This is a genomic window from Micromonospora sp. NPDC048905 (genome assembly GCF_040649655.1).
GTDB lineage: Bacteria > Actinomycetota > Actinomycetes > Mycobacteriales > Micromonosporaceae > Micromonospora.
The window spans coordinates 24,884-39,666 of sequence record NZ_JBEZFV010000014.1 but is presented as its reverse complement, the minus strand read 5'-3'; the positions used below and the strand labels follow the sequence as shown (position 1 = coordinate 39,666).

The 14,783-nt window shown below is 72.0% G+C and carries 13 protein-coding genes; 6 read left to right on the top strand and 7 right to left on the bottom strand.

Going from position 1 to position 14,783, the window contains the following annotated elements; translation table 11 throughout:
- Positions 1 to 6: 6 nt before the first annotated feature.
- Entirely contained in the window at positions 7 to 1,998 is a 1,992-nt protein-coding gene (gene ctaD, locus AB0C01_RS28265; RefSeq protein ID WP_357254065.1) for a cytochrome c oxidase subunit I, read from the top strand.
- Between the two features lie 112 nt (positions 1,999 to 2,110).
- Here the strand turns inward: ctaD and AB0C01_RS28260 are convergent, their stop codons facing one another.
- Positions 2,111 to 3,253, bottom strand: coding sequence for a SigB/SigF/SigG family RNA polymerase sigma factor (locus AB0C01_RS28260; protein WP_357254063.1), 1,143 nt, complete (start codon positions 3,251 to 3,253; stop codon positions 2,111 to 2,113).
- Between the two features lie 222 nt (positions 3,254 to 3,475).
- The gene (locus AB0C01_RS28255; protein ID WP_357254061.1) at positions 3,476 to 4,918 is read right to left on the bottom strand and encodes a hypothetical protein; all 1,443 of its coding nucleotides are present in this window, start codon (positions 4,916 to 4,918) and stop codon (positions 3,476 to 3,478) included.
- 180 nt (positions 4,919 to 5,098) lie between these two features.
- On the opposite strand from AB0C01_RS28255, the gene AB0C01_RS28250 reads away from it, so the two are divergent.
- Positions 5,099 to 5,329: a CDGSH iron-sulfur domain-containing protein gene (locus AB0C01_RS28250; protein ID WP_357254059.1), complete on the top strand. Its 231-nt coding sequence runs from the start codon at positions 5,099 to 5,101 to the stop codon at positions 5,327 to 5,329.
- 12 nt (positions 5,330 to 5,341) lie between these two features.
- Here the strand turns inward: AB0C01_RS28250 and AB0C01_RS28245 are convergent, their stop codons facing one another.
- From AB0C01_RS28245 to AB0C01_RS28235, 3 genes are read right to left on the bottom strand one after another with little or no spacing between them, the layout of a single operon-like run.
- Positions 5,342 to 6,445: an iron-containing redox enzyme family protein gene (locus AB0C01_RS28245; RefSeq protein ID WP_357254057.1), complete on the bottom strand. Its 1,104-nt coding sequence runs from the start codon at positions 6,443 to 6,445 to the stop codon at positions 5,342 to 5,344.
- A gap of 49 nt (positions 6,446 to 6,494) precedes the next feature.
- Entirely contained in the window at positions 6,495 to 8,249 is a 1,755-nt protein-coding gene (locus AB0C01_RS28240; protein ID WP_357254055.1) for a thiamine pyrophosphate-binding protein, read from the bottom strand.
- A complete protein-coding gene (locus AB0C01_RS28235; RefSeq protein WP_357254053.1) occupies positions 8,242 to 9,366 on the bottom strand; it encodes a Vms1/Ankzf1 family peptidyl-tRNA hydrolase in 1,125 nt (374 codons plus the stop codon). Before AB0C01_RS28235 ends, AB0C01_RS28240 begins: the two co-directional genes overlap by 8 nt.
- A 142-nt stretch (positions 9,367 to 9,508) precedes the next feature.
- Here AB0C01_RS28235 and AB0C01_RS28230 point away from each other — a divergent pair, with 142 nt between their 5' ends.
- On the top strand, positions 9,509 to 10,057 hold the full coding sequence (locus AB0C01_RS28230; RefSeq protein ID WP_357572612.1) for a hypothetical protein: 549 nt from the start codon (positions 9,509 to 9,511) through the stop codon (positions 10,055 to 10,057).
- Positions 10,058 to 10,103: 46 nt separating this feature from the next.
- Complete coding sequence (locus AB0C01_RS28225) at positions 10,104 to 10,964, top strand: alpha/beta hydrolase (protein WP_357254048.1); 861 nt, start codon at positions 10,104 to 10,106, stop codon at positions 10,962 to 10,964.
- Between the two features lie 4 nt (positions 10,965 to 10,968).
- On the opposite strand, the gene AB0C01_RS28220 is transcribed toward AB0C01_RS28225, so the two are convergent.
- The gene (locus AB0C01_RS28220; protein WP_357572611.1) at positions 10,969 to 11,307 is read right to left on the bottom strand and encodes a DUF3817 domain-containing protein; all 339 of its coding nucleotides are present in this window, start codon (positions 11,305 to 11,307) and stop codon (positions 10,969 to 10,971) included.
- A 183-nt stretch (positions 11,308 to 11,490) separates the two neighbouring features.
- On the opposite strand from AB0C01_RS28220, the gene AB0C01_RS28215 reads away from it, so the two are divergent.
- On the top strand, positions 11,491 to 12,969 hold the full coding sequence (locus AB0C01_RS28215; protein ID WP_357254046.1) for a glutamate--cysteine ligase: 1,479 nt from the start codon (positions 11,491 to 11,493) through the stop codon (positions 12,967 to 12,969).
- Positions 12,970 to 12,997: 28 nt separating this feature from the next.
- Here AB0C01_RS28215 and AB0C01_RS28210 read toward each other — a convergent pair whose 3' ends face one another.
- Entirely contained in the window at positions 12,998 to 13,384 is a 387-nt protein-coding gene (locus AB0C01_RS28210) for a DUF2267 domain-containing protein (protein ID WP_357254044.1), read from the bottom strand.
- Between the two features lie 366 nt (positions 13,385 to 13,750).
- Here AB0C01_RS28210 and AB0C01_RS28205 point away from each other — a divergent pair, with 366 nt between their 5' ends.
- On the top strand, positions 13,751 to 14,770 hold the full coding sequence (locus AB0C01_RS28205) for an LD-carboxypeptidase (protein ID WP_357254042.1): 1,020 nt from the start codon (positions 13,751 to 13,753) through the stop codon (positions 14,768 to 14,770).
- Positions 14,771 to 14,783: the final 13 nt, after the last annotated feature.

Below are 14,783 nucleotides of genomic sequence, written 5' to 3'. Positions count from 1 at the left end.
GCAGCCATGCCCAAGCGGGTAACCACGGAACCCGGTCGCGATCGGGGCCCGGCGATCCTGGCACCGGCCCGCTTCGGGGGGTTCCCCGGAGCGGTACGAGCACCGGTCCCCGGCGGCTCGTTGATCAAATTTCTCGCGACCACCGACCACAAACAGATCGGTCTGCTGTATCTGCTGACGTCCTTCGGGTTCTTCCTGCTGGCCGGGCTCCAGGCGATGCTGATGCGCGCCGAACTGGCCCGCCCGGGGATGCAGTTCCTCTCCTCCGAGCAGTACAACCAGCTCTTCACCTCGCACGGCGCGGTGATGCTGCTGCTGTTCGCCACGCCCGCGGCGTTCGGGTTCGCCAACTTCATCGTGCCGATCCAGATCGGCGCGCCGGACGTGTCGTTCCCCCGCCTCAACGCGCTGGCCTACTGGCTGTACCTGTTCGGTGGGCTGATGGTGGTCGGCGGGTTCCTCGCGCCGGGCGGCTCGGCGGACTTCGGGTGGACCGCGTACAACCCCCTGAGCAGCGTCGAGAACAGCCCCGGGGTGGGCGCGAACATGTGGGTGCTCGGCCTGGTCGTCTCCGGGCTCGGCACCATCCTCGGCGCGGTCAACCTGATCACCACGATCCTCACCCTGCGCGCACCCGGGATGACCATGTTCCGGATGCCGATCTTCACCTGGAACATGCTGTTCACCAGCGTGCTGGTGATCCTCGTCTTCCCGCTGCTGGCCGCCGCGCTGCTGGCGCTGTCCGCCGACCGGCTGCTCAACGCGCACGTGTACGACGCGGCCACCGGCGGCCCGATGCTCTGGCAGCACCTGTTCTGGTTCTTCGGCCACCCCGAGGTCTACATCATCGCGCTGCCGTTCTTCGGCATCATCACCGAGATCATTCCGGTCTTCTCCCGCAAGCCGCTCTTCGGCTACACCGGGATCGTGCTGGCCACCATCGCGATCACCGTGCTGTCCATGACGGTGTGGGCGCACCACATGTTCGCCACCGGCCAGGTGCTGCTGCCGTTCTTCAGCATCCTGAGTTACCTGATCGCCGTGCCCACCGGTGTGAAGTTCTTCAACTGGATCGGCACCATGTGGAAGGGGCAGCTCACCTTCGAGACGCCGATGCTGTTCGCCATCGGCTTCCTGGTCACGTTCCTGCTCGGCGGCCTCACCGGGGTGCTGCTGGCCAGCCCGCCGGTGGACTGGCACACCCACGACAGCTACTTCGTGGTGGCGCACTTCCACTACGTGGTCTTCGGCACCGTGGTCTTCGCCCTCTTCGGCGGCTACTACTTCTGGTGGCCGAAGATGACCGGGCGGCTGCTCGACGAGCGGCTCGGCAAGGCGCACTTCTGGACCATGTTCATCGGCTTCCACGGCACCTTCCTGGTGCACCACTGGCTGGGCAGTGAGGGCATGCCCCGCCGGTACGCCGACTACCTGCCCAGCGACGGCTTCACCACGCTGAACACGATCTCCAGCATCTTCGCGTTCATCCTCGGCCTGTCCACGTTGTTCTTCATCTACAACGCGTGGAAGTCCTGGCGGTACGGGGCGGTGGTGACCGTCGACGACCCGTGGGGCTTCGGCAACTCCCTCGAGTGGGCCACCAGCTGCCCGCCGCCGCTGCGCAACTTCGACCGGATGCCCCGGATCCGCTCCGAGCGCCCCGCGTTCGACCTGAAGTACGGCCCGCTCGTCGCCGATCTGGGCCGGGACCTGCCGCAGCGCACCACGAAGCCGCCGCAGCACTTCGCCGAGGAACTGCGGATGGAGCACCACACGCCGGAGTCACCGGCCGCCGAGGGCGCGCACGGCGCCCGGGAGGCGACCGACTTCCAGCCGGCATCGCGATCCGGTGCGAGGCCGGTGGACGTGCCGGAGCCCGAAGGCGTCCGTCGGCCGAGCTTCGAGGACAGCGACGCGCCCAAGGACGCCGACGACGCGCCGAAGCCGCACGAACGCTGGCGGCACCCGCACAGCGACGGCAACCCCGAGCAGGACTGACCGACGTACGACGCAGGGCCGGCACCTGGTGGTGTCGGCCCTCGTCGCGTCGGTCGGTGCGTGCGTGCGTGCCGCCCGCATCTCGCGGGACGGAGGGAGCCAGCGCGGTGGCTCAGTCCCGCACGGGTGCCAGGCCGGCGGCGGTGAGCGAGCGGCGTACCGCGGGTTGGACCCGGGTCAGCCGCAGCGGTACGCCGGTCCGCTCCGCCGCCTCGTGCCCGGCCATCAGCGCGGCGATCCCCCCGGCGTCGAACCCACCCGCGCCGACCAGGTCGACGACCACCTCGCTGGGCTGGCCGGTGACCGCCTCCAACATGGCCCGGCGCAACTGGTCCGCGCCGTCGCGGTCGATCTCGCCGCCGACCTCGACCACCACACGGTCACCGTTCTGCTTCACCGAGATCCGGGTCTTGCCCGGGTCGGGTTCGGCGGCACCGTTCTGCCACGGCGGCGGCGCGTCGGCGAGCATCGCCTGACGCAGCCAGGTCAGCGCCCGCGACAGCAGCCGGGACACGTGCATCTGCGAGATGCCGAACCGGGCGGCGATCTCAGCCTGGGTCTGGTTGCCGTAGAAGCGCATCGCCAGGATGCGCCGCTCGCGCCAGGGCAGTCGGTGCAGCAGTCCGCTCACCGTGACCCGGTCGTCGACGGACTCCAGGGCGTTGTCCGACTCGCCGACCAGGTCGCCGAACTCCGCGGAGCTCTCACCACCGACCGGGGCGTTGAGCGAGGCCGGACTGTAGCCGGCCGCCGACTCCAACGCGGCGAGGATCTCCTCCTGCGGGGTCTCCAGTCGGGCCGACAGTTCGGCCACCGACGGCGCCCGGGACAGTTCACTGGTCAGTGCGGCGGTGGCCTGTCCGACCTCGAGGATCAGGTCACGCAGTCGGCGGGGCACGTGGACGCCCCAGGTGCGGTCCCGGAAATGCCGTTTGATCTCGCCCACGATGGTGATCGCGGCGTACGCCGTGAACGAGCCCCGTTCCGGGTCATACCGGTCGACGGCGTTGACCAGCCCCAGCCGGGCGACCTGCTCCAGGTCCTCGAGTGGCTCCCCACGCCCCCGGTACCGGCGGGCCAGCCGCCCGGCGAACGGCAGCGCGAAGCGCACCAGGTCGTCGCGGGCCTCCCCCCGCCGCTCTGGCGGAAGCCCGGCGATCCGGGCCGCGTACGCCATTGCCGCCGCGTCGAGATCCTCCAGACCTCGCTCGGTGGGTGGTGGTGTGGTCGTGGTCGTGCTCGTCTGTCCGAACATCCGCGCCTCCCTCAGGAAGGTCCCCCGCCCGGATCGGGAAACCGGTCGTGCGCGTGGCCGAGCCACGCACCGGGCCGGAAAAGTGGGTCAGTGACTGGGATGCCAGCGGGCGACACCGCCTCTACGCAGCGCAATCAGGCCGTCGCAGCCAGCGATGTTCCCGCTCCGTAGGTACTCAATCACGGGACCCCGGGTTCGCGAGGAAGTTTCGGCGTGTCCGCCTCAGGAGACGAGTAACCCCTGGTGGCCGCCACTGTCGCGGAGCACGGCCAGCGCCTCTGCGACCCCCAGCGGGGGCGGCAGGGGCAGGTCGTACGGCTGCGCCCGCAGCACCTCGGTGGCCCGACGGGTCGGCACCGAGGTGACCGGGTAGCCCCGGGCGGTGGTCCGGTCCAACGCCCGACGGCGGCGTCCGAAACCGGCCACCGCCAGCCACTGGGGCAGCCCGGCCAGCGCCGGTGAGCGCATCCCGGGCGGCTCGGGCAGCACGTCCACCGAGCTGAAGGCCTCGCTGCCGGCCAGCCACCACTCGGCCTCGTCGACGCTGCGCCGGGTGGCGTTCTCACACCAGTACGGCACCAGCCCCGCCCGCACCACCTGCCACGGGTCGAGCAGCCGGCCGCACTCCACCACCAACCGGTCGCCGGTCTTGCCGGCGCCGCGCAACCACCGCCGGTACAGGTCGGCCACGCCCGCGCTCAGGGCCGCCGGGCGGGGCACCAGCATCCGGTGCAGCGGGTGCTGGTGCCCGGCGGACCAGTCCCGCACGGCCGGTTCGAAGCCCGGGTCGACGTCCTGCTCGGCGTAACCGGACGGGACGGAGACCTCCGGTGGGTCCCAGCGGGCCGCGTCGCCGCCGACGGAGCGCAGCACCTGCCGCAGCGCGTGGCTGTCCGGGTGGAAGTCGACCGGGTCCAGCCCGCTGGCCGGGCAGCCGACCTGGAAGCTGTGGCCGGAACCGCGCTCCAGCACCGGCCAGGTGCGCGCGTCACGGACCAGCAGCACCGGGGCGCCCGGGAGCAGCCGGTCGGTCAGAAACTGCGCGTACGCGGCCGGCAGGGTCCGCCACGCGGCGGTCAGTGACACCGTCGCCCCGGTCAGCGGGCCTCGACTGGCCGGGCAGTGCACCTGGCGCAGGTGCAGGTCGGCGTTGCCGGCGAGCAACCGGGCGGCGAGTGCCGCGCCGTGCTCCAGCGCGTCCGCGGGACGGTCCACCGCGCCGTCGGACCAGTGCACGGTCATCTCGAAACCGGCCGGCAGCCACGGCACGCCAAGGGCCACCGCGAGGTGTGCCGCCGCGCCGTGCGGCGAGCCGATCAGCACGCCGGGATAGCGCCGACGGGGATACTGGTCGACGAACCAGCGGGCCACCCGAGCGCCGTCCACCTCGTCGACCTGGGCCACGGTGAGCGCGACCCGACCGGCGGCGCGGGTGACCGCGGCGCGGCGTACCGGCTCCGGGGCGCCCGGGAAGCGCGACGTCGGCCCGGTGTGCCCGAGGTCGGCGCAGTCCTCCCCGCGCAGCGCCCGGGCGGTGGCGGCGACCAACACCCGGGCGGCGCTGCCCGCGGCCACGACCCGGTCGCCGGCGAGACCGGCGCCATCGGCCGTGAGCCCCTTGTGCACCTTGTGCACCGGCCCCACCTTGCCTCGTTCGCTCACCACGCGGCCCGGCTTCCCGTACCGATGGGGTTCAAACGGGGCATCACCCACCCGGCAGCACATTCCGCTGGTCAGCGGGGTGCGCCGGTCATCACCGCCGTTCGGCGACGATCCGCCGGAGTCGCCTCTTCGACGGCGGTCGGCACGGGTTTCGCCTGGGTCAGGGCGGGCACTTCCGGGGCCATGCGCACCGACGACACCAGCGAGCCAGCCGCCGCCACCATCACCCCGTACGAGGACGGACCGCTACTGGTCCGCGGCGACTTCGCACTTGTCACGCCGGACGGCGAGCACATCGACGCGCGCCGGGGCACGGTGGCGTTGTGCCGGTGCGGCAAGTCGGCGCTCAAGCCGTTCTGCGACGGCACCCACAAGGCGATCAACTTCCGCGCCGGCGCCGACCGGCAGTCCTGACGCGCCGGCCGTTCAGACGACGACGGGCCGGGCCGGCGGGACCACTACGGCCGACGCCGTCGCGGTGAGCGAGACGGTCGGCGGCACGGTGGGCGGCGCCGGCGACCGCAGTGAGCTGCGGCCGGCGGCCCAGTTGTCCAGCAGGTGCCCGGCGAACAGCCGGTCCACCGCCAGCCCGGCCGCCGCGCCGAACAGCACGTCGGGGGCGAGAGCCGGCTCGACCCGGACCAGGCCACCGCACATGTCGTGGGCGGCGATCTGCTCGTGCACCGCGTCGGCCTCGACGTGCTCGTCGTAGAAGCGGGTGGCCACCTCGTCGAGGCCGAGCCGGCGCAGCCCGTTGCCGTAGCGGCGGTTCGGCAGCGAGGAGGTCATCTCGAACGCGGCCAGGTGCCCGAGCAGTGCGCCGCGCCAGCGCCGGTGCAGCCCGAACAGCGACATCAGGTTGTTGGTCGCCAGGGTCACCGCGGGTGCCGCGTCCAGGTGTGCGCCGTACGCGGTGTCCAACCCCAGCCGTTCGAGGGTGCGCCGGAACAGCTCGGCGTGCATCCGGTCCAGCCGGCCGTTGCCGTACTCGTCGGTCTGGATCTCCACGAGGGCGGCCTTGGCCGGCCCGCCGAGGCGGGGCAGCGCCCAGCTGTGCGGGTCCGCCTCGCGCAGGTGGTAGACGGAGCGGTGGGTGGCGAACTCGCGGAACTGGGTGAGGTCGGCACGGCGTTGCAGCGTCGCGGCCAGCGGCGGGCCGTTGTCGGCCGCGACCAGTTCGGCCAGGCCGGCCGCCACCCCGGCGGCCGGCACCGACGGTGCGCCGACCAGCCGGCGCAGGGCCGCCTCGAAGGGCCGTTCGGCTTCGGCGCGCAGTGCGAGCAGCGTCGGCTGCCACTCCCACGCCTCGTCCACCCCGCACCAACCCCGGTAGTGCAGCTCGTAGCAGAGGAACAGGGTGAGCTGAAGGTCCTCGTCCGTGATCGGGTCGGTGGGGTCGAGGTCGGCGCCGAGCCCCGCCGGCAGGTCGTGCGGCGGGCATCGGAGTGCGTCGAGCACCGCGGCGGAGACCGGGCCGCGTGACTGCGGCAGGGCCGCCGGACCATAGCGGCGGTCAGCGGGCTCGGACATGGGACCTCCAGCGTCGTCGGGCCGCTTCTGATGCCCTGGCCGAGGGCGGCTAAACGAGGTCTTCGGCGTTCGCGGTGACCTCCACCTGCTCCCGGACCTTCCGGGCCGGGGCGCCGTCGGCGTACAGGCCGCGCAGGTCGGCGAACGCCGGCTCCGGCGGCGCCAGCGACACCGCCGGGTCGACAACCGCCTCCAGTACGCAGGGACGGTCCGCGGCGAGGGCTTCGTCCCAGGCCGCGCCGACCAGCTCCGGGCGGTCCACCCGCACACCGTGCAGCCCCAGCAGGCGGGCCCAACCGGCGTACGGCACGTCGGGGCGGCGGTTGGCCGGGTCGGAGGACGGCTGCCGTCCGCCACCCATGCCGTTCTGGTCCCGGTTGTTGAGCACCAGCACCACCAACCGTGGGTCACGCCAGCTCTGCCAGTGGTGGGACACGGTGATCAGCTCGGCGAGGCCGTTGAGCTGCATCGCCCCGTCGCCGACCAGCGCGATCACCGGCCGGTCGGGGGCGGCGAGCTTGGCGGCCACCGCGTACGGCAGCGCGCAGCCCATCGAGCCCAGGGTGCCGCAGAGCTGCGCGTTCACCCCGGGTGGCAGGGTGAGGTGCCGGGCGTACCAGTAGAGGACCGAGCCGACGTCGACCGCGACCGCTCCGGTGCTCGGCAGACGGGCCGACAACTCCTGGAGTACGAGTTGCGGGTTGACCGGGTCGGCGGGCGCGGCCACCCGCTCGGCGGCCACCTCCCGCCACCGGTCCACCGAACTCTCCACGGTGGCGCGCCACTGCTGCTCGGGTCGACCACGCAGTCGGGTCAGCAACGCCCGCAACGTCTCGGCGGCGTCGCCGACCAGCGGCACGTCGGCCGGGTAGCGGGTGCCGATACGGCGGCCGTCGATGTCGATCTGCACGGTGCGGGCCTGCTCGGGTATCGGGAAGTAGTCGGTCCACGGGTCGTTGGTGCCGACCATCAGCAGGGTGTCGCAGCCACCCATCAGCTCGGCGGCGGCCGGGGTGCCGACCTCGCCGAGCACCCCGGTGTGGAACGGCAGCCGCTCGTCGAGCACCGGCTTGCCCAGCAGTGAACTGGCCACCCCGGCGCCGAGCCGGTCGGCCACCTCGATGATCTCCGCGGCCGCGTCCCGCCCGCCCTGGCCCACCAGGATCGCGACGCGCTGGCCGCCACCGAGCAGTTGCGCGGCGGCGTCGAGGTCCGCCTCGTGCGGCAGCACCCGGGCCAACGGCTCACCGGGGGTGGCCGAGACCACCCCGACGGCGGACGTCTGCACGTCGGGCACCAGGGTTTCCTGCAACTCCCGGGGCAGCACGACACAGGTCGGGCTGCGGGTCGCCGCCGCCGTACGGAACGCCTGGTCCAGCAGCGCGGCCACGTCCTCGGGGTTGCGGCCGTAGCGGACGAACTGGTTGCACACGTCGCCGAAGAGCCGACTCAACCCGATTTCCTGGTGCGCGCCGCCGAGCGGCCCGGAGATGTCCTCCCCCACGATCGCCACCACCGGCTTGCTGTCCAGCTTGGCGTCGTAGAGGCCGTTGAGCAGTTGCACGGCGCTGGGTCCCTGGGTGGCGAGGCAGACCCCGATGCCGCCGGTGAACTTGGCGTGCCCGGTGGCCATGAACGAGGCGGTCTCCTCGTGCCGGGCCGGGACGAACGCCGGTTCGCCGCCGGTGCGGTCCAACGCCTCGACCAGCGGGGCGATCGCCTCGCCCGGGTAGCCGAAGGCGCGGGGCACCCGCCAGGCCAGGAGTCGCTCCACCACGAGGTCCGCCACCCGGCGCTCAGCCATTGCCGCGCCCCGGTGTGCTGGGGTCGACGTAGCGCAGCACCGCGCCGACGCCGTCGGTGAGCTCGGGAGCCTCGTCCGGACCCAGCACGGTCAGCGCCGCGTCGGTGCCGACCAACGCGCGGACCAGCGCGGCGTCCGCGCGTACCCGCTGCGGTTCGGCCACCGACATCGCGGCCAACTGCCCCGCGTCGACGGCGATCTCGGTGGGCTCCGAGCCGATCCACAGCTCGCCGTCGGCCGACGGATCGTCCACGATGATCATCGTGTCGACCTGGTTGCGTTGCAGGGCCGAGACGACCGCGTCGAGGCCGGCGCCCACGTCCTCCTGCACCCCGAACCGGTCCAGCGCGGCGCTGATCCGCTGGTCGGCGACCTCCGCGATGGTCTGCACGGTGAGGTCGTCGAGCATCGTCTGGTCGGCGCCACCGGCCCGCGACCCGGCATCGGTACGGACCACCAGGTCCTGCCAGCGCTCCGGCATCTGGGCGGCGATCATCCCGGTGGCCCGGACGTCGCCGGCGACCACCACCACGTCCGCACCGACCCGGTCCGCCAGCTCCACCGTGGCGGCGGTGACGTCACCGGCGTTCTGGTGCCAGGCCTCCATGGCGGCCCTCTGGTAGCGCGACTGGGACCAGCCGCCGGGCTTGGTCCGCCGCAGCGGGTACGCGTCGCGCCCGGCGACGTGCGCCCGCCGGGGCACCCCGCCGGCGCTGACCGCCATCGCGTCGGCGCCCAGCCGGTCGGCGATCACCCGTACCCAGGCCACCTGTTCGCCGCGTTGGGCGAGCAGCGGCATCACGTGGGGCAGCGGCGCGAAACTGGCCAGGTCACGCAGTGGTGGCGCGGACAGGTACTCGGAGAGCACCACCCGCCCGTGACTGGCGAAGACCGCGAGGCCGTAGTCCCCGACCATCGGGTCGTGGCCACGGATCACCCGGTCCAACGCGGCGATGCTCGCCTCGTCGGCGCCCTGTTCGGTCAGGCGACGTTGCAGGGCACGCCAGCGCAGGTCCAGCGCGGGATGGGCGTCCTCCGTGTCGGCGGAGGCGTCCAGATACACCGAGCACCACGGCCCGGGACGGTCGTAGAGCGGGCGCAGGAAGGACAGCTGCATGCTCGACCCCTTTCCAGCTCGGCCCCCCGCTTACCCGGGTCGCCCGGGATGTCACCTCGCAGCCGTGAGCCCGTGACCAGGTTTCATTCACGTCGTTCAACCCAGGACGTCGATACGATCTGTGCACACAAGCGGACTCTCGGTGGTGGGAATGGACAGCGGACTCGAAAGCCGACGGATCGTGCACCCGACGGAAAAGATCGTCACCGGGCGGTTGGTCCGCCTGCTCGACGGTTACACCCGCGAGGTCCGCATCGGTCAGCCGGTGCTGGTGGCGGTGCTCGCCGCGGCGGCGATCGCCCGGCTGCCCGCCCTGCTGCTGCGCTCGCTGTTCTCCTTCGGCGGTGGCGGCACCCGCCGACGGTGGAAGGAACTCAAGCAGGGTCCGGAATACCTGGTCGTCCCGGTGCGCCTGCGCAACACCGCCGGCCAGCTCTGCGAGGTGGAGCTGCACGGGCACCTGCCGCAGAGCGCCCTGCACCCGGCGGACCAGGTGCAGCTCACCCTGCGCCCGCAACGCGACCCGGAGCTGCCGCCGCGCATCGAGCGGATCGTCAACCTCACCACCGGGCAGTTGCTCACCCCGCGCACCGCGACGCTCTGGTCGCACCTCGGGCCGCCGCTGCTGTTGCAGGCGTTCCTGGGCGCGCTGCTGGTCGCCGGCATCACGGCCTGCTCCGCGCTGACCTGAGCCGCCTCCGTGTTTCGGGCCCGCTCGGGAGGGCATCGGCACGTCCATGTTTCCCGGATTCACCCTCGACGAGATCGATGTCGGCCCGGTCCGTCTGCGGGTGCGCCGCGGCGGCGCCGGCTCGCCCGTGGTGCTGCTGCACGGCCATCCCCGTACCCACGCGACCTGGCACCGGGTCGCGCCGCTACTCGCCGAGCGCCACACGGTGATCTGCCCGGACCTGCGGGGGTACGGCGGTTCGACGAAGCCGGCGGAGACGCCCGACCACAGCGCGTACGCCAAGCGTGCGATGGCCCGCGACGTCATCGCGCTGCTCGACGTGCTCGGTCACGAGCGTGCCGCCGTGGTCGGTCACGACCGCGGGTCGTACGTGGCGATGCGTACCGCCCTGGACCACCCGGAGCGGGTCAGTCGCCTCGGCGTGCTCGACGGGGTGCCGATCGGCGCGGCGCTGGCCACCTGCGACGCCCGGTTCGCCGCCCGCTGGTGGCACTGGTTCTTCCTGGGCCAGACCGACAAGCCGGCGGAACCGCTGATCAACGCCGACCCGGACGCCTGGTACGGCGGCTCCCCCGCCCAGATGGGCGAGGAGGCCTACGCGGACTACCACCGGGCCATCCACGACCCGGCGACGGTGCACGCGATGTGCGAGGACTACCGGGCGGGTCTGGGGCCGGACCGCGCCGCCGACGACGCCGACCGGGCGGCCGGGCGGAAGATCTCCTGCCCGGTGCTGTTCGTCTGGGCCGAACGCGACGACATGGTGGAGTTGCACGGCGACCCGGCGTCGATCTGGCGGGAGTGGGCCGACGACGTGCGCACTGCGTCGGTCGACTCGGGTCACCACATGGCCGAGGAGGCGCCGGAGGCCCTGGCGGCAGTGCTGAGTGCCTTCCTGATCGACTGAGTGGTCAGCCGATCCGCACGGTCTCGCGGACGGGTCGCCGTTCCACGCCGAGCATGCCCCGGCGGCGGGCCCAGCGTTCGAAGATCAGGGTGGCGAACGGCGGCACGGCACCGACCAGAGCGACCGCCGTGGCCAGCAGGCTCCACCGGTGCAGCCGGGCCACGGCCAGCGTCAACACGACGTACGCGACGAACAGGCCGCCGTGGATCGGCCCGAAGATCTTGACACCCAGCTCGTTCTCCGGCGGGCCGTACTTGACCAGCATGCCGACCAGCAGGGCCAGCCAGGAGCAGGCCTCCGCGATCGCCGCCGCAACGAACAGTCGGGTCACCTTGTCGCGCATCGCCACGCCACCACCTCTCGGGCGGCAATGGTAGCGGTGTCGGTGCGCCGCCACCTGACGGACCTCGTGAACGGCGACAGGGGTCACCGGGTCCGTCACTGGGTAGGAAAGAAGCCTCAGATATTCCCCTGCCGGACGAGGACGTGCGAGGTTAGGGGAACCAGCGGTGACAGGGTGGTGACGATGGGCGAGGACGTCGGCGTACGAACCTTCAGTCGAGAGGATCGGGCCCGCTACCGCGACAAGGTCCGCCGCTGCCTGGACGTCTTCGCCGAGATGCTGCGCGAGTCGCGCTTCGACGTGGACCGTCCGATGACCGGCGTGGAGATCGAGCTGAACCTGGTCGACGAGGCGTCGAACCCGGCGATGCGCAACGCCGACGTGCTGGCGGCCATTTCCGACCCGAGCTTCCAGACCGAGTTGGGCCAGTTCAACGTCGAGATCAACGTGCCGCCGCGGCGGCTGACCGGCACCGGCACCGCGGACTTCGAGGAGTACGTCCGGGCCAGCCTGAACGCCGCCGAGGTGAAGGCGCGGGCGATCGGCGCGCACATGGTCATGATCGGGATCCTGCCGACGCTGCGCCCCGAGCACCTGACCGCCGAGACGCTCTCCGCCAACCCCCGCTACAAGCTGCTCAACGAGCAGATCTTCGCCGCGCGCGGTGAGGATCTGCCGATCGCCATCAGCGGCGTGGAGCGCCTGGCGGTCACCGCCGACACGATCACCCCGGAGGCGGCCTGCACCAGCACCCAGTTCCACCTACAGGTCAGCCCTCCCCAGTTCGCCGACTACTGGAACGCTGCCCAGGCGGTCGCCGGCGTCCAGGTGGCCGTCGGTGCGAACTCGCCGCTGTTCTTCGGCCGGGAGCTGTGGCGCGAGACCCGCATTCCGCTGTTCCAGCAGGCCACCGACACCCGGTCGGAAGAGATCAAGGCCCAGGGGGTACGCCCCCGGGTCTGGTTCGGCGAACGCTGGATCACCAGCGTGTTCGACCTGTTCGAGGAGAACGTGCGCTACTTTCCGGCGTTGCTGCCGGTCTGCGACCCGGAGGACCCGGCGCAGGCCCTCGCGGCCGGCGAGGTGCCCAATCTCGCCGAGCTGCGCCTGCACAACGGCACCATCTACCGGTGGAACCGCCCGGTGTACGACGTGTCCCGCGGCCGACCGCATCTCCGGGTGGAGAACCGGGTGCTGCCCGCCGGTCCGACCGTGCTGGACACCATCGCCAACGGCGCCTTCTACTTCGGGCTGGTCCGTGCCCTGGCCGAATCCGACCGGCCACTGTGGTCACAGATGTCGTTCAGCGCCGCCGAGGAGAACTTCACCAACTGCGCCCGGCACGGCATCGACGCGCAGGTCTTCTGGCCCGGCCTGGGTTATCTGCCCGTCACCGAGTTGGTGCTGCGCCGGTTGCTGCCGTTGGCACACCACGGCCTGGACCGCTGGGGGCTCGACCCCGGTGAGCGCGACCGGCTGCTCGGCATCATCGAGCAGCGCTGCCTGACCAGCCGCAACGGTGCGACCTGGCAGGTGGAGACGCTGCACCGGTTGGAGTCCGCCGACCACCTGGACCGGCCGGAGGCGCTCCGGGAGGTGGTCCGCCACTACATCGACCTGATGCACAGCAACCGACCGGTGCACGAGTGGCCGATCCCGTAGGCGTCCGTGGGGCTCAGCCTCGTCGGGCTCAGCCTCGTGGGGTCGGCACACCGAAGAGATCGGTGATGCCGCCGGGAAGCTGGGCGAGCAGGTCGTGTCGCTGGTCGTCATCGAGCGCCTCGGCGACGGTCCGCAACACCGCCTGGGCATGCTGACGCACGTGGTCCGCGTTCGCGACCTGCTCGCGGTCCCCGACGGCCTTCAGGAACTCGCCGACATCCCACCGGCGGCCCTGCGGATTGCGCGTGACGGACCCGTTCAACCGCTCCGGTAGCTGTGCCGCCAGGTGGTCGGCCTCCTGCCCGGCGAGCCGTTCGCCGAGCACCGACAGGACGGCCTCTACGGACCGCACGGCCTCGTTCTCGCCGAGGCCAGCGCGCTGTCGTACCGTGGCGATCATCTGCTCGTACTCCATGCTCCGCTCCTTCGTTTCCCTCGACATGCCGTCCGGCCTGCCGGCGGACGAACGGGGCGAGTTCCCCGGCTCCCCGGCCACAAACGGGTCGCACGCGGACCCGGACATCCCGCCAACGCCGGGCGAGGCCGGACAAACCCGACAGTCACGTCACTCGGGATGCCGCCTGAACCAGGTCTGGCCGTGGGCAGCGTCCGTCCACTGGAGATGCTGTCCCTTCTGGACCCCGTGCGACACGAACAATTGTCGTAGGCTGCGGTGGCTCGTACATCGTCTGATCACGATGAGGGGACGCCGGTGGCCACTTCTGGAACAGACCCAGCTTCGACCCGGGGGGCCGCGCGGGTCCCCCTGTCCCGTCGACACATGCTGCGGATGGGAGCGGCGGCGGCCGGTGGCGCGGTACTCGCCGGCGGGGTGCAGAACGGGACCGCGCAGGCCGCGCCGGGTGGTGCGAAGCGCGTGCTGCGGGCACCGGCGCTGGCGCCCGGCGATCGGGTCCGGGTCGTGTCGCCCGGCAGCACTCCCGACCCCACGAACATGGCTCGCGGCATCGAGATCCTGCGCAGTTGGGGTCTGGTGGTCGAGTTGGGCCAGCACGTCTTCGCCAAGTACGGCTATCTGGCCGGCACCGACGCGCAGCGGCTCGCCGACCTCAACGCCGCGCTCAACGACCCGGGGATCCGTGCGGTCTTCGCCGCCCGTGGCGGTTACGGCACCCAGCGGATCGTCGACGAACTCGACGTTTCCGGTTTGCGCCGGGATCCACGGGTGGTCGTCGGTTTCAGCGACATCACCAGCATCCACGGCAAGCTCTGGCGCGACCTAGGCCTGGTCACCTTCTACGGCCCCATGGTCAACTGGAGCGACAGCCGCACCGGCCCCGAGTCGGCCGAGGCCCTGCGCCAGGCGGTGATGACCACCGCCCCGGTCACGATCGTCCGGGATCCGGCCGAGACGGCCGCTCCCGTGCTGGTGCCCGGGCGGGCTTCGGGGCCGCTGCTCGGCGGCTGCCTCACCCTGCTCTCCACCTCGCTCGGCGCCAGTGACGCGCCGAAGTTCAACGACGCGATCCTGTTCTTCGAGGACGTGGACGAGGCCCCGTACAGCATCGACATGATGCTGACCGAACTTCGCCGGGTGGGCGTCCTGTCCCGGGTCGCCGGGGTGGTCATCGGCCAGATCACCAACAGTGTCGGCGAACCCGGCGAGTGGGACGCGGCGGCGGTCCTCAAGGACCGCCTGTACGACCTCGGCGTGCCGGTCCTGGGTGGACTGCGGCTGGGGCACGGCAACGGGCAGCTCACCGTGCCGCTCGGCGCGCGGGCCACGATCGACGCCGAGGCGGGGACCCTGACGGTGGAGTCCGGGGTCCGGCCGCGTTAGCCGGTGGTACCCG